The 16,023-nt window shown below is 38.0% G+C and carries 11 protein-coding genes; 4 read left to right on the plus strand and 7 right to left on the minus strand.

What is annotated here, in order from left to right; translation table 11 throughout:
• The 7 genes from F6K06_RS29975 to F6K06_RS30005 form a co-directional block, all read right to left on the minus strand.
• On the minus strand, positions 1 to 2,718 hold a 2,718-nt coding region (locus F6K06_RS29975), incomplete at its 3' end, for a GEVED domain-containing protein (RefSeq protein ID WP_287244365.1).
• An 839-nt stretch (positions 2,719 to 3,557) separates the two neighbouring features.
• The gene (locus tag F6K06_RS29980) at positions 3,558 to 3,737 is read right to left on the minus strand and encodes a hypothetical protein (protein WP_124144292.1); all 180 of its coding nucleotides are present in this window, start codon (positions 3,735 to 3,737) and stop codon (positions 3,558 to 3,560) included.
• A 22-nt stretch (positions 3,738 to 3,759) separates the two neighbouring features.
• A complete protein-coding gene (locus F6K06_RS29985) occupies positions 3,760 to 6,480 on the minus strand; it encodes a chloride channel protein (RefSeq protein ID WP_124144291.1) in 2,721 nt (906 codons plus the stop codon).
• A gap of 123 nt (positions 6,481 to 6,603) precedes the next feature.
• On the minus strand, positions 6,604 to 6,786 hold the full coding sequence (locus F6K06_RS29990; RefSeq protein ID WP_124155662.1) for a hypothetical protein: 183 nt from the start codon (positions 6,784 to 6,786) through the stop codon (positions 6,604 to 6,606).
• Positions 6,787 to 8,245: 1,459 nt separating this feature from the next.
• Complete coding sequence (locus tag F6K06_RS29995) at positions 8,246 to 10,558, minus strand: CHASE2 domain-containing protein (protein ID WP_124155515.1); 2,313 nt, start codon at positions 10,556 to 10,558, stop codon at positions 8,246 to 8,248.
• Positions 10,559 to 11,416: 858 nt separating this feature from the next.
• Positions 11,417 to 11,677, minus strand: coding sequence for a hypothetical protein (locus F6K06_RS30000; protein ID WP_124143797.1), 261 nt, complete (start codon positions 11,675 to 11,677; stop codon positions 11,417 to 11,419).
• Positions 11,628 to 12,923: an AAA-like domain-containing protein gene (locus F6K06_RS30005; RefSeq protein WP_124143796.1), complete on the minus strand. Its 1,296-nt coding sequence runs from the start codon at positions 12,921 to 12,923 to the stop codon at positions 11,628 to 11,630. The genes F6K06_RS30000 and F6K06_RS30005 overlap by 50 nt, the downstream gene beginning before the upstream one ends.
• A gap of 1,048 nt (positions 12,924 to 13,971) precedes the next feature.
• On the opposite strand from F6K06_RS30005, the gene F6K06_RS30010 reads away from it, so the two are divergent.
• The 4 genes from F6K06_RS30010 to F6K06_RS34375 all read left to right on the plus strand — a co-directional run.
• Positions 13,972 to 14,517 (plus strand): lysozyme, encoded by a 546-nt coding sequence (locus tag F6K06_RS30010; protein ID WP_124143795.1) that lies wholly within the window; start codon positions 13,972 to 13,974, stop codon positions 14,515 to 14,517.
• A 310-nt stretch (positions 14,518 to 14,827) separates the two neighbouring features.
• A complete protein-coding gene (locus F6K06_RS30015) occupies positions 14,828 to 15,571 on the plus strand; it encodes a C39 family peptidase (RefSeq protein WP_287244368.1) in 744 nt (247 codons plus the stop codon).
• A complete protein-coding gene (locus F6K06_RS30020; protein WP_287244370.1) occupies positions 15,568 to 15,840 on the plus strand; it encodes a hypothetical protein in 273 nt (90 codons plus the stop codon). The genes F6K06_RS30015 and F6K06_RS30020 overlap by 4 nt, the downstream gene beginning before the upstream one ends.
• Before the next feature lie 38 nt (positions 15,841 to 15,878).
• Positions 15,879 to 16,023 (plus strand): transposase family protein (locus F6K06_RS34375; RefSeq protein WP_353734928.1); only part of this gene is annotated, 145 nt, incomplete at its 3' end.

The following is a 16,023-nucleotide window of genomic DNA, read 5'->3' on the forward strand; positions in this document are numbered from 1 at the left end:
AGGAGTGGTGACGGTGGATGTATCCTCAGCACTCGCTGGATTATCCTGGGCATCGGAAACATTTACTGTCAGAGTGTTAATTTCTGTCAGATTTTCTTCATCAGCAATTGTGCCTTCAAATGTGAAGGTGGCTGTTTCACCAGGAGCTAGGGTTGTACCTAGTAAGTCTTGAGCTGAGGAAGAAGCATTTATACCGTCTTGATGTATGTCATCGCTAATGGAGTCGATGGTGACTTCTACATCTGAGGTATTTTCAATTGTTCCCTGGAAGGTAACTGTGTCTCCTGGTGTGGTTTGCTCGTTGTCGCTGAATTGGCCGTCATCGTTGGCGTCATTCAGTTTGACTACTTCGATGGTGGGTAGAATGTCAGGAGTGGTGACGGTGGATGTATCCTCAGCACTCGCTGGATTATCCTGGGCATCGGAAACATTTACTGTCAGAGTGTTAATTTCTGTCAGATTTTCTTCATCAGCAATTGTGCCTTCAAATGTGAAGGTGGCTGTTTCACCAGGAGCTAGGGTTGTACCTAGTAAGTCTTGAGCTGAGGAAGAAGCATTTATACCGTCTTGATGTATGTCATCGCTAATGGAGTCGATGGTGACTTCTACATCTGAGGTATTTTCAATTGTTCCCTGGAAGGTAACTGTGTCTCCTGGTGTGGTTTGCTCGTTGTCGCTGAATTGGCCGTCATCGTTGGCGTCATTCAGTTTGACTACTTCGATGCTGGGGTCAGGTTCTTCTTGAACAGTAACTAGATAATCTTCTACCTCGCCATCGCTAGCTGCCCCTGTTGCATCAAGACCACTGTCTGTACTCAAGCGGAAACGAGCACCTACCGGTGTATCAGTAGCTGCACCATTGGGTACGGAGAAGTTCAAGTTGGCAGTACCGTTAGTCGTACCATCACTGACTGTTGTGGTAGCTGTTTCACCTGTATCATCAAAATCACCATCGTTGTTCCAGTCAATGAAACCATAGAGAGTTGCATCACTACCCGTATTGTTGGTGACATCAACCTCGAACGTTGCATTCTCACCAGCTGTCAATGTGGGGATGGTTACACCATCTTCATCATTGCCATCACCATCAGCATTGGCACTAGGTTGACCGTCTGTCTCATCATCAATTAATGCACCAATTTGAATATTTGGGTTAATGACATGGCTGGGACCATTACTAGCCAGAAGTGTCTGATAGTTGTCCGTTAGGTCGCCAAAGTCGAGGATATCGGGTTGTTCCCCAGCTGACACAGTACATAGATTAAAGCGACTGTCACTATGCAGTACCGTGTCACCAATAAACTGTGCACAACCTTGACCGTTCTGAATGTCAATTTCGTTCTGACCATTATCATTGCTTCCTCCGTCTAATTCCCAGAAGGCAATTCCATTGAAAACAACGTTATTACCGGAGAAAACCGCATCACCACTATTTCCTTCAGAATCACCCTTGAAGAAAATCGCTCCAAATGGGTTGTCATCATTGGCAATACCACCTTCTCCAATCTGGATACTGGTATTGCTCATGTTCATGTTAGATTCACCGTTGACCCGGAAGATGGCTGTGAGGTCATCCGGACCATCAATGATTACGTCTGAGTTGTTAAGTTCCCAGTCATCGCCCCCTCTGTTAACATCAATGATGACAACACCATCTCCATTTGTGTCGGTAAAACTTAGATTGGAAGATCCGTTAGCAGTTCCCCCCTGTTCAACCAACTCAATTACAAATGGGCCACTGCCATCCTTGTAATTCTCATTCTCAATATTCTGGGTTATAGTTCCTTCACCAGTAGCACCTTCAATAAAGGTTTTCCAGTCGTCTAGTTCATTGGTGAGAGGATCGAGGTTGACACCAGTGGTGAAACCATCACCATTTGTGCCAGCGGAGTTAGTGGGAAGCTGCCCAGTGGGGCTATTCTGATTTGCCCCAACATCAAAGTAGTCCGCATTGGAGATACTTTGAACTGGATTATTTGAGTTAGTTGTAAGGATACCAAGGTCAGCAAAGATGTCGGTATTACTAACAGAGATTTGACCATCAGAACTTGTGAGAGCAATATTACCTGAATAGTCAATACCCTCGAATGGTGCAATTTGAGTATTGAAGATTGGGTGTTCCAGGTATGCCTCGTTATTGGATGGCTCCCACCGCTGATCGAAGACACTATTAATGGTTGGGAAGGAGGCACCTGTTGGACTTGTTCCTCCCTGTGATAGAACCTCGCGGTCTGCACCAAACTCACCATTTTGGAGGTTGACTGCATCTCCATTATCCTGGCTCTTCAAACCAACAATCAGATATTTTTGAATTTCATCAATTGATAGGTTGTTGGTAGTCAAGAAGGTCTCTGGAAAGGAATCTGTAAAAGTTGTTGTCGCAACCTGACCATTACTCCCAGTCGCAGTCAAATTTAACGTTGCATTCAACGCATCTGGTGGACCCAAGCCAGTACCATTATTATCTGTCGGTACTTCCCAGGTTGTCACTACCTGACCATTCTCTGTACCATCCAGGTCACCTTCACCTCCATCAGTGACTTCAATAGGATCATATGCATCCACATCCCCATCATCTCCAGGATCAGTAGGGTCATCTTCAATCTCAAACTTAATCGTTGAACCTAGTTCAAATCCAGTCGCCGTAATAGTCACGGTTTCACCCGGTGCGTAATCCTCTTTATCCGTATCTACTTGAGGAAATTCCTGTTGATCCATAATCGTAAATTACCTTGAGTTAATATTTCATCTTTGTGAAGCACCCCCTATTGAAATTACTTTCTCAGCAAAATCAATTGTTCACAGTATAGACATAAATAAAAGCTGATATCAACCTGTATATTCACAAAAGCAACAATCTTCATCAAATCTTTATCAAAAACACCCTTGATTATAAAGATTTGATAAAGTTGTATAGATATTGGGCAAATATTATAGCGCTATAGGCAAGTCATAAGTTAGAATTAATCTGTAACTAAGTTTTTCCCTGCGGAATTATTCAGGAAGCAAAATTAAAAAATCTCCAGGCCCTAAATCCGTAGTGCTAAATTGTTACGCATTTAAATCATATAGCAATGTGCGCTGGCATATTTACAAATTGCAGGAGGTGTCCAATAACTAAAATCTTATAGAACCCCCGATCGTATCTTTGGACGCGGTATGTGCTTTTGGCTTCCGTCCTCAGCCTGAGGAAGTTGTGGAAATTCAGGAACGAGAATGGGGAAAAAGCGGATGATATAAAATCCGGTTATACAGTAATCGCAAAATTACTTTATCTTAATACAGATTTTCTATTAAACATCTCCAATAATCAAAAATCAAATTAATTATTATCCATAAATTATCAATTATCATTTTCTTTGTGGGTTTAATACCCCACCGTCAACGGGGGTGTTCACGCATTACTTGGGGGAGCGAATCCCCATATAATTTTCCTCCTGTCTCCTGTCTCCTGTCTCCTGTCTCCTTCTTCAATTCCCCTACTCTGTAGGGACGTTGCATGCAACGTCCCTACTTCCTGCTCCCTCTTTTCGAGGAGATGTCTATTGAATACGAATTTAAAAATTCATGCTATTCAAATCCTTTCTTTCTCCTGACTCCTGACTCCTGACTCCTGACTCCTCAGCTATACGATAACTAATCATCCGGATTTGATATGAGACCCCGCGTCGCCCAATAGCAAACCTGGTAGCTTTCCTTGCAGGTAGAAAAATACTCTCATCTCCCCATCTCCCCATCTCCCCATCTCCTGATCAGATATCATTCACTATAAGCAGTCCGCACCAGAATTACAGTACAATCACAACCACGAGCGATCGCCTCTGGAATATTGCCATTAATTGCTTGTTTCAAAAATCCTTCCTTACTAGCACCAATAACTACAACGTCACAGTTATGAGCATCAGCCAAATCAACTACAGCAATTGAAACAGAAGTAGCACAGACTACAGTAGCCATAACTTCTGTATCCAAGCGATTCTGAAGAATCTTTGCTGCTTGTTTCATTTCCTCAATATTAGGCTTAACAACAGACTTAGTTAAAACCTGACATAAGAGAATTTCTGGCTTCACACTCAAAGAAACCAAGGCAGGCAAAAGCTTTACTGCTGCTGCTTGTGTAGGAATATCTCGAATGGGTACTAACCACCGTCGCCATCCTAAAAAAGAATACATATTATCAGAAACAAGATTATCCCGGTCTGCTTCAAATCTTTCATTAGTCTTAGTAATACCTTTGAATATTTCTTCCTCTTTTAACTTTCTAGCTCCCCATTTCACTACTATTACTTCACAAATAGCTTGTCGCATCAGAGTATCCACAATACTGCCAAAAACACGACCAGAAGCAGAATAGTCACCCTTCCAACCCATCAGTATTAGAGATATATGTCTTTCCTTAATAGTTTCCAAAATAGTATCAGCAACATCGTGACCAACCCGAATTTGAGTGTGCATAGGAATTTTCAAATCCTTAGCTATGCGCTCTGCCATTGCTAATAAACGACGACTCTTAGTTGTATCTACGACAGTCTCATCTGGGGAACTTTGACGAGGCACAATCAAAACTTGTAAACATTCTAATTCATAGTTGCGTTGCCGGGCGATGACAGCGGCGAGTTTTAGTAATGCGGGGGCGGTACTAGGATTACTTAATGGTACTAATAATCGACCATTCCCTATTTGAGGCGATCGCGTTTGATAAACTATATAAGAAGGTTTTTGACTATGAGTTCCCAGATTTGTCTTACCTATTTGTTCAGATTCTATTCGGATAATATCAGTATCAGTGATAATTCCTACCAAATGACGACCTTCCATTACAGGTAAACGACTAAGTTTGTATTGATGTAAAAGATACAAAACTTCGCTGAGATTATCTGTAGTTTTAACTGTCATGGGATGAGGTGTCATAAACTCTTTTAATAGGGTGTCTCCAGAAAGTTCGCGTTTGCGAGTGTAAGCTAAATCTGTCTGAGTGACAATACCTACGAGCAAGCCACTATCATCAAGCGCTGGAAAACCTCGATGATGGGAATTAGAAAACTTCTGCTTTACCTCATCCAAAGTTAAATTAAAATCAAGAGTTTCTACAGGAGTGTGCATGACTTCATCCGCACGAATATTGCTCAAATAATCATTTGCTGACTTCTCCTTCTTGAGTTGTAGACCTTTGAAATCTAAAACCCGGTCGGATAAAGACTTCTTATCTATCTTTTCTGCCATCAATAAAGCGACAATAGAAACAATCATTAGTGGCAACACTAAGCGAAAATCTTGTGTCTTCTCAAAAATAATTACTACTGCTGTCATGGGTGCTCTTGAGACAGCACAAAAGAATGCCCCCATTCCTGCTAGAGCAAAAATTGTTGGTTGTTCGATGCCGACTACATTACTTTGGCAAATTCCAACTATCTGACCCAGGGCAGATCCAATAACTAAGGATGGAGCAAAAAATCCGCCCGGGGCACCAGAACTGGCGGCAAATATTGTTAAGAGAAAGTGTTCGGCAAAAGCAATGAAACTCCATTTTAAGTTGGCTTCGTTACTGCCTAGCAATTCTCTTAAACCAGTATGGTTACGAAATGATTCTGGTAAAGATGCGATAATTAAACCACTAATTAATCCTGTGATAGCTATTCGCCAAGGTAATGTTAATTTTAGTTGGCGCTGAAATATGGAAGTCGCAATAATTCCTCGACTAAATACTGTCCCTAATAAACCTGCTAACATTCCCAAAATTATGTAAAAAGGAATTTCTTTGAGGTGTAAAAATCCTGTAATTGAGGTATCTAAGTAACTGCTCTTATCTAAGTATAAACTTTCTCCCCCTAGCATTTGGGAAACAACTGCACCGACGAAAGAAGCAATAATTGCTGGCCCCAAGGTGATACCAGAAACATCGTGCATTAGGTCTTCTACTACAAATAAAACTCCGGCGATGGGAGCGTTGAAACCAGCAGCTAACCCAGCAGCAGCACCACAAGCAATTAACTGACGACGGTAACTTGGAGAAGTGGGAACTAAACGACTGATCCAAGCTGCTAAGGATGCACCTATTTGCACTGTTGGGCCTTGTCGCCCTAATGTTAATCCAGAACCTACTGTCAGGATGGTAGTGAACATTTTGACCATGGCGATCGGGAAGTTTAAGGGAATGCGCATACCTGAGAGGGCAGCTTTGACTTGGGGTACTCCACTTCCTCCTGCTTCTGGTGCTAAACGTTCTACTAATAAACCTGCCACAAGTCCTCCAACCGCGCCAAAAATTGGTAATAATAGCCAAGGTGGATATTTGAGGGATGCAGCTATACGCAAACTACCTAGCCATCCTGCACCTTCTTTTAGTATGACTGCTGCTAATCCTGATACGATTCCGATTAAGCAAGCTTCAAAGACTGCTACACGTTTTGGTCTTAGCAGTGGATAAATAAAGTTTTTGAGATGGATTTGAACTTCTTGTCGGATATACTGATGCCACATAACGGAGTTTATGGTGTTGTTTTGGCAGTATGGAATAGAGTTTTGGTTTATTCTAATTCTTACTGGTTTTTTTTATCTTTTTCGGGCGTTGGTGATTTGAGGTATGATATCATGCCTGGATAATTAGTGAACAAAAAACTTTCTCCTTCCACTCCTGTTTATTCTTCTTTCTTTCCTCCTGACTCGGTCCGACTGACTTCCCTTCCTGGGAGGGGGAGGGGCGAGGGGTGGGTTGACTCCTAAGTAATTAAGATTAATATCATACACGCGCTTTACCAACACCTCTTTTTCGTTATGGGTTATCAAATCCGGTTAAACAGCCATAGAATGGTTAAGTTAGGAGTCCTCAGGAGTCAGGAGACAGTCCTCAGGAGGAGAAAGAATTACAAAGATGAGGGTAGTTATGACGATTGAAGATTTTTTTATGTCCAATTAAACGGATTTGATATTAATATCAAATCCGGTAGCAGGGGAATGTGGGGAGTTTCGACTTAGTTAACAATTTGCGCAATTTATCGACATAATACGATAGTTCTCACAGGCAAGTAGTAACGAGGGTGACGCTTTGTATCTTCTGCACTAATCCCTGCTATTCGCATTTCTGGGGTGTCTATCTATATAGACGTAGACCTATCCTGAAATCTCGCTCCCTACGCTAAAACGGCGTAGTAAGGGTTTGAGGACTTTTTTAGTTATGTTAATTGACAAAGACTTAAATGTAAGTATAGAGTGTAGAGATGCGGTTGGCTTGACCGTTAATGCCTGTGGATGAGTAACCGCCGACGGCCTCAGCAGAAGCAGGAAGTAAACATCAATTTGTCGCATCGATGTGACGTTTTATATCAGTTTTATGAAGCAGTTCGATTTTCCCATATCTCCCACTAACCCATACTTCCTAAACTCACTCCCCAATACGTTTCATATTTAATGAAACAACCCTGGTTAATGGGAGTGTGAATGTTTAATGGGATGAGAATCTCTATCAACCAAATAGACATCTGTTCAACAATTAATAATTAATAATTATTGAAGAAGGAGACAGGAGACAGGAGACAGGAGACAGGAGGAAAATTACATGGGGATTCGCTCCCCCAAGTAATGCGTGAACACCCCCGTTGACGGTGGGGTATTAAACCCACAAAGAAAATGATAATTAATTATTAGCTCTCCTTGAAAAGAAGAGGATAGACTAATCATGAAAATTTTTCTTCTCTTGGTCGATTGGATATGGCGAGGAGACCCGTTCTTACAGACCCGCTCCGAAGTACGCCATCCCACCCTACGGGAAGCTGCGCTAACGACCGCTTATTATCCCCTTAAAAGGGGAGGCGCATACCCACAATTTTTCGGTAAAAATCAAAAATAAAATCAATTATCACACATAAATTATCAATTCTTTCTGCCTACTGCCTACTGCCTACTGCCTATGCGTGGAGGAGATGTCTAATTATTTTGATGTATGTGTTGACTGGGATGAGAATCTCTATCAATCCAATTATTTAGTTAGGACATAGACTAATGACAAATCTTAGACTAGAAACTGATAACTGAAATGACCTGTTGGCTAAAATTTTAAATATCGACTATATCATAAATTGAGTATATCTTTAGGTTCCGATTAGTATAACTCGCTAATATTAATATCATGTCTGGATAATTAGTGATCAAAAAAAGTTTCTCTTTACTTCTTCTTTCTTCCCTCCTGACTCCTGAAGACTGATTCCTTCGTTTATTTATAACTGTTCAACCGGACATGATATAACTACTAAATATTAACCAAGAAAACAGCAACACCACTAATCATAAACGCCAAAATAGACGGCACTAAAGGCAGCACAAAACCTTGAGTAAAACAAAACAAACTAACTGAATATAAAATAATAATATTTCCTGCTATAAATAAGAAAAACAATAAAACTCGACGAAAACAATAACTTATCACACTACCCAAAACAGAATAACAAAAAATCCATAACAAATCTACCCACCAACTCCAAAACGTAATTAAAGGTCTACCATCCAAAACTGCCCTAATAATTTGACTAACTTGATGTGCGTGTAAAACAACTCCAGGTATTTGCTTCTGAGAAACAGTTTCAACATAACTATAAGGAGTATAAAATTGATCGCTAGCATAAGGGTCTGTACTACCAATAAGTACAATTTTATCCCTAACTAAAAAACCATCAAATTCCCCAGATAAAATATCTGAAATACTAATATAATTAGCCACCATATCGGCATTTCTATAATTAAGTAAAACTTGAAACCCACCAGCATCAACTTTTTGATAAATACCTTGTCTTTCCACAAGCTTCTTAAAAATAACATCACCAACTTTAAAATTTCCTGCGGTAATATCTTCTTCTTTAAATCCTTTACTTTCCAAATAATTAAAAGCAACCCTAGCACTTAATGAATACTCTGTTTGACAAGGGTCTTCTGCCTGTTTTCCCATAAACATTAAATGGCGACGGAAAACATCAACTTGACCATTATCGACAACAACATCAGTAAAACCTAAACGTTTTTCTGGTACTCCTTCAGGAGGTTTAGTACCAGGTTTATTGTCGTGATATTCGCTAGTACTACAAACAGCAACTATTTTCTGATTATTACTCAAAATTTTTAATAACTTTTGATAACCAGATTCAGAAGGTAAAGGTTTTTCTCTCCAAAAGTCTAAACCGATAATTGTAGGTTGATGACTTTCTAACTTGGCTATTACCTCAGCCAAAATTTCATCAGTTAAGTCACTACCAATACCATATTTATTAATATCTTTTGCCGTAGCTTCAACAATTAAAATATTAGGATCTGGCTGTTCTGGAGGTCGCCATCGCATTAAGCGGTCGTACTCATTTAACTCTAAATTTTGTAGCCAACCTAAACTTCTAAAACCAATAACTCCCACCCATGCCAAACTAGCAAAAACTACACTCATTCCTAATTTTTTAGGTTTTGGTTGAGGTTGCTCTAGATTACTTTCTAAATAAGCTAATTTTTCTGCCACCCAATCTAGATTAAAAATTGTCCGATAAATTTTATTAAAAATAACTAATTTATCCTGTTTTTTAATAACTACACCAGACAACCGCAAAGCCATTTGAATTCGACTATTGTTAGCTTTAACTTCTCCTTGCAAGAGAATTTTTTTATATAATTTCAGTAATTGAGGAGCAAGTTGACCATGATTAACTAAATAATCGTGCATATATTTTAAATGAGTGGGATTATCTTGTTCTTCCCAATAAGTCAAAATATGTTCCTCTACCAATTTATCAACATCTGGTTCATAATCCTCTGCATAATCAACAATAATTTGACAAATTTTTTGAGTTAAAAAAGGTTGACCTCCGCTCCAATCAAAAACTTTTTGCAAAACAACTTCGGGTTCTTCTACTATTCCATCTAACCCCTGAGTTAATATTTTTCCATCTGCAAAAGTTAACTCTGTTAATTCAATCGGATGACCAATATTAAAAGGAGTATGTTTTCCCTCTCTAATTAAATCCTCTGGAGTTGCTACTCCAAAAAAACAAAAAATTAGGCGATGATAATCAGATTTTTCATCCTCAGCACGACGATTATAACAAGAACGAATAAAACCTAAAATTTCATTTTTAAAAGGGCAATTTACCAGTACATCAATTTCATCAAGAAAAATATATATTTTTTGGGGATTAGGAAAATTAACAAATAAAATTTCTTCAATAAACTGAGCAAAACTTTGAAGATTCGTCAAATTTTGATGACTGATTATCCACTGTTGATAATTGATACTATTGTCTAACTCACATCCATAAAATATTTCTCTGAAAAAACCCTCATACCAAGATTGTTTTTCTATGGAAAAATCACATAATCTAGTCATGTCAATAGGGATACATTGACAACCTTGAGAGCGTAATTCTTTCATCACTCTTACCCTCAAACTAGACTTACCCATTTGACGAGCATTAAATACATAACAATATTCTCCTGCTTGGAGTTTTTGAGATAATTCTCCATCTTGTTTTCTGACTACATAAGTGGGATTATTTGCTGATAAACTCCCTCCACTTGATTGATAATTCATGATTTTTTTTAAATTTTAGTTGGTGTTTTTCAGTTTGAGAAGGAGTCAGGAGACAGGAGTCAGGAGACAGGAGGAAAAAGGAGTAGGAAGTCTGTTTGAGAAGGAGTCAGGAGACAGGAGGAAGAGGTATTAGGTGTTATACCAAGCGCGATCAATGTTTGCTACATTTTCCCATTGCGGGAAACCTACCCCTAACCCCTCCCAGGAGGGGAATTATACCAATTTGAAAATGTTTGTTACAAATATTTGGACTGCTTATAGTAGTCAATAGTCAATAGTCAGTAGTCAGTAGAAGCTGCTATTATCATCATTTTTTACCATTAAATTATCAATTGTAATACCTTGTACATTTAGATGAAAGATTTTAGTTGACGCTTATTATTCGTAACATTCTTTTTTCAAACTGGTATTAAACATAAGAATGATTAACAATAACTAGGGTGCTAATTATCAAAAAAGTTATTCAGTCTGTGTTAATTACTTAATAATTGAAGTACCACTTAACTATAGCATTTTTTTTAAAATTGGTATGAGAGATTACCTGGGTTTTTCAATTACGTTGATATATGAATCTAATAGTTTACTTACTTCTTTGAGATACAATATAACTTTTGAAATATCTCTAGATTCAAGGTCATTTGCTAGAATTAGGTAATACCGATTTTCTTCTTTTCTTCTAATGAACCTTGTGCAATATTCAAAAATCTGTTTTTGGGAAATTGCTGCTAAAACCATAGACTTCTAAAACAAGTTAATGTGCTTTTTGCCAAACTATTAAATCTCGAAAGTTTTTAGCAGGTTCTCTTTTCATTCTGACTATTAACTCCTTCTTCAAACTACGTTCCAAAAAGCATAATTCTAACTCCTTGTTCCATCTCCTTCTTCCATCTCCTGTCTCCTGTCTCCTGACTCCTTGTTCCATCTCCTGTCTCCTGACTCCTGTCTCCTGACTCCTTTTTCCATCTCCTGACTCCTGTCTCCTGTCTCCTTTTTCCATCTCCTGACTCCTGTCTCCTGTCTCCTGACTCCTTGTTCCATCTCCTGTCTCCTGTCTCCTGTCTCCTTCTTCTCACCGCTCCTGAAAATATTGTCGATATAAATTACAACGAGGTTGAGCATAATCACCTTTAATTGTAATTAATCCCATAGCTTCTAATTGATGTACCTCACGATTTTTATTAGGTAAACGTACTGGAGAATTAGCTTTTAAAATTTCCTGAAAAACTACTTTTATTTTTGACTTTTCTGCCATAGTTTCTAAATGTCTACTTAAATGTTCTTGATAAATTCCAGTTTCAGTAGGGGCATATTTTAATAGTTCTTCAATTGTCAATTCATCCTGAAACATTTTGTATAACGCTAATCTGATCAGATAAGGATGTCCTCCCACCATAGACATTAAAGGAGTTACTATTTCTGGGTCAAGTTGATGTAAATATGTTAATTGAGTTACCTGCTCTGATGTAAATTCTTTTAATTCTATGGGTAAACCTACATTAAAAGGAGATTGATAAATATCTAATTTGCCATGATATTCTGTGGAATAAGCAATTACCATTCTGAGATTTCCCCAAATTTCAAAATTATTACTTTCTTCATACCAACTTCTTAACATGGTAAAAAAGTTTTTAGATATTTCTGGGTAGTTGAAAATTTCATCGACTTCATCTAATAGTAATACTAGTTTTTTTTCTAAATGAAATAACAAGGCTTTCAATTCTTGAGTACAAGATATTTTTGCATTATCATCATCCCAGGAATTTCCCTCTGGCGCATCAGTAAATCGACTTTTTATATTTTTATTAAATGCTTTGATGAAACTATTAATATTGCTGATATTTTGGGGTTCAATCAGAGTGTCAAATCTCAAATAAACAGGAATATAATTATTTTGATTAGCTTGGGCTTGTATCCGTTGAAGTAGAGAAGTTTTACCCATTTTTTTCGGTGCTTTTATTCTGACTAAAGAACCTGGTTTTTCTATTTCTCCGTAACATTCAGACTCCACAGAACAACGTCTAATTCGATAACGTTGTATATAAAAAGGAGAATCTAATTTTTCTGGTCTACCAGGAATAACAACTTGACTGATATGAAAACCATAATAATTCCGTAACTCATCACTAACTAAATCAGGTTTATATTGGCTAAATATTTTCACTAAATATTCTTCCCGCTCCAGACTAGATTCTGAATAGTTGAATTTAGCAGCGATCGCTTTTAATTTTCGACCTACATTAGATTGGTCACAATTCATTATCTGAGCAATTTGTTGATATTTTTGATTCGATAAACGCAAGTGCAGTATTTGTTTTTCACTTTCTGGCAAATGAGAGTATATGTGGTCAAATATTTCTTTATTCATGATTTTTATTCAAGCTTCACTATCTCTGGTTATTGATATAACGATAACTTAATATTATGTCCGGTTAAATAGTTATAAATAACTACGGAGGAGTGGGAAGAAGAAGGAAGAGTAGAAGAAAGTTTTTTTATCACTAATTATCGGGACATGATATGATGAATTCTTACAGCATCAAGGGATGAAAAGCGATAATATTCAAATTATAAGTAATCCTAAATATGTTCTGAAAAAAAATCTGAGAATTAGTAAATAGGCAACAAATATCAGAATTTCATAGTTTTTATTTGTTCTTATAGCATTTCTCGGACTCATGAGGTACACCTAATACCAATTCAAAAAAAAATGTTACGAATAGTAAGAAGAACAAAAAGACAAATGCAGGATATGCCATTTGACAAAAAGGATGATTTATCACCTAAAAAATGGTATTTAAGCCATTGATTTTGACTCCTAATTCCTGACTCCTAACTTCCCCTCCCCTCCTGGGAGGGGTTAGGGGTGGGTTGGGAGGGGCACGCGGGTGGGTTGACTCCTAAGAAATATCCTAGCTATTTGTAGGAAAAATTTATCAATTTGGTATAATACACCTTATATTTAACTCCTAACTCCTGACTCCTGACTCCTGACTCCTGTCTCCTGACTCCTAAAGCTAAAAAATTTTGTACCTCACAAGTATGGGAAGTGCTATATATTTTTTACAAATTATTTAGGATTGCTATATAGTAGCTAATATATTTTCATGTCTTTTAAGTAGAAATGTGCTGATATTTAATCTTTAGATATTTCTGGATCAAATACTACAATGTGAATTAATTTACACAAAAAATTATGTTCCTGCCCTGAACGTGCAAAAAAATACACATTGACAATTGTGGAATGGTTTTTGAGGTTTGTTTAAAATTAAACGTGCAATTTAATGCAATTTTTTGTTAGACCAAATCTACCTGGATGAGGATTATTTGTAATGGAACAAGGTTGAGACACAAACTATTCTAATTAACCTATTCCAACAACTAATCTACTTTTACTATTTTACAGGAGTCAAATAATGCAAGCTCTACTAACAAGATCACAAAACTGCCTAAATCTAATCAAAAAATGGGAAGGATTATCTCTTGATGCTTATCTCAACTCAGTAGAAATATGGAGTATTGGTTATGGAACTACCGAATATCCTGATGGTAAAAAGGTGAAACAAGGAGATGAAATTAGCATAGAGCAAGCCAGAAAATTCCTTCAAGATAAAGTCGATCGGGTTGCTGATGAAGTTAATCAATTAATTAGAGTTTCTCTTACCCAAAACCAGTTTGATGCTTTAATATCTTTCTGTTATAACGTAGGAATTGGTACATTCAAATATAGCACTTTGGTAGAAAAACTCAATCAAGGAGATTATCAAGGTGCTGCTAATGAGCTTCCCAAATGGAACAAGGTTATGGTTAATGGGGTAAAAACAATACTGCCTAGTTTAGTTGATCGTCGGGATGATGAAAAAAATCTTTTTTTAAGCAATAATTTCATCAGCAATAATGAATTATCATATCTAGCTGGATTAGGATTATTTGACCCGATGGCAGTATTATTAAAACCCTGACATTGAGTCAATGCACAAATCAAAAATTGTATTAGTAGGATCAACTCTTTTAATACAACAAAGTCGATATAAACTATTCTCATTAACCTGCTTCAGCAACTAATCTACCCTCACTATTTTTTTCGGACGTTTGATCTCAATAATTTCCGCTCAATCACTTCTGATAATTTGTCCAGTTCCAATGATTTTTGGGCAAGTTGCATAACCCAAAAATCACGATAGATAAGTATAGGTAGAACACAAAAGGTCAGGATAAATTTACCTGAGATTAGCAACTAATCTACCCTGACTATTTTTAAGGATTCCAATCATGAATAATACCAGATTTCCTGACTCAAAACTGCTTGATTTTGTTAAGTATTATGATAGTAACAACCCCAACCATCGTAATGCTTTCCTGAAAATCGCTTCCTCTTTGCCCGATAACTTTTACAATAACGATGCAGAGTGGGTAAAAATTTACCGTTCTCACCCTGCTAAAAAAATTGGTCGTTCCTCTGCTGGAGTAAGTCTAGATGTCACTTACTTTTCTCAGGGTGACAACTATCGCGATGCTCATCGCACTTGTTTTTCTTCTTCTTGTGCGATGCTGTTAAATTATCTCCGACCTGGAGTCATCAGGGGTGATGATGATTACGTTCGTGAAGTTTTCAACAGAGGAGACACTACTGACTCCTGGGTTCAAATTCAAACTCTGCGACACTTTGGAGTTACTGCTGATTATGTTCAAAACGCAAATAATAATACTCTCAAGAAGTACCTCAACCGAGGCATTCCTGTTCCCTGTGGGATTCTTCACAAAGGCTCTTCTAATAACCCATCGGGTGGAGGCCACTGGATTGTAGTTATTGGTTATGAAGATGACAAAAATACTCCAGGTGGGGGATATTGGGTAGTTAACGATCCCTGGGGGGAGATAGATCATGCCAGTGGCACTTACATTTCCGAAAATGGTAAAATGTTGAAATATTCTTATAGTCTGATGAACGCCCGTTGGACTGTGAGTAATAGTACCGATGGATGGTGTGTTTTGGCCAAATCTTGGATTGATTGAAGAAGGAGTCAGGAGACAGCAATTCTGGAGACAGAATCAATATTCGTGGGGATAGTCTCCGACACGCCACTTCGTGTCTACAAAACCCCAACCAATTGTGGATACCACGGGTTATGGGTCGCGCAACCCCGCCTTTTAAGGCGAAATATTTTTGGAGCGAAGCTCAAATCCCCTACTTCCCCTCCTGGCTCCCCTCCTGGGAGGCAGGGCTAATTCATTGTCGCCAGAGAAAAATATTGAGGAGTACAATGATTGGTGTCAAGTATTGAGTGAAGCCAAATATTCTCTATTTAGGGCTTAGATAGAAATGAACTTGTTACAAATTTTGGCCCAGTTACCAGATTTTCGAGCTGCCAGAGGCAGACGTTATCCATTATGGTTAGTATTACTGTTAGTAATTATGGGTACAATGAGCGGTTGTTTCTCCTATTGTGCCCTAGAAGATTTTGCTC

It is taken from the genome of Okeania sp. SIO1H4, assembly GCF_010672695.1.
In the GTDB taxonomy this organism is placed as follows: domain Bacteria; phylum Cyanobacteriota; class Cyanobacteriia; order Cyanobacteriales; family Microcoleaceae; genus Okeania; species Okeania hirsuta.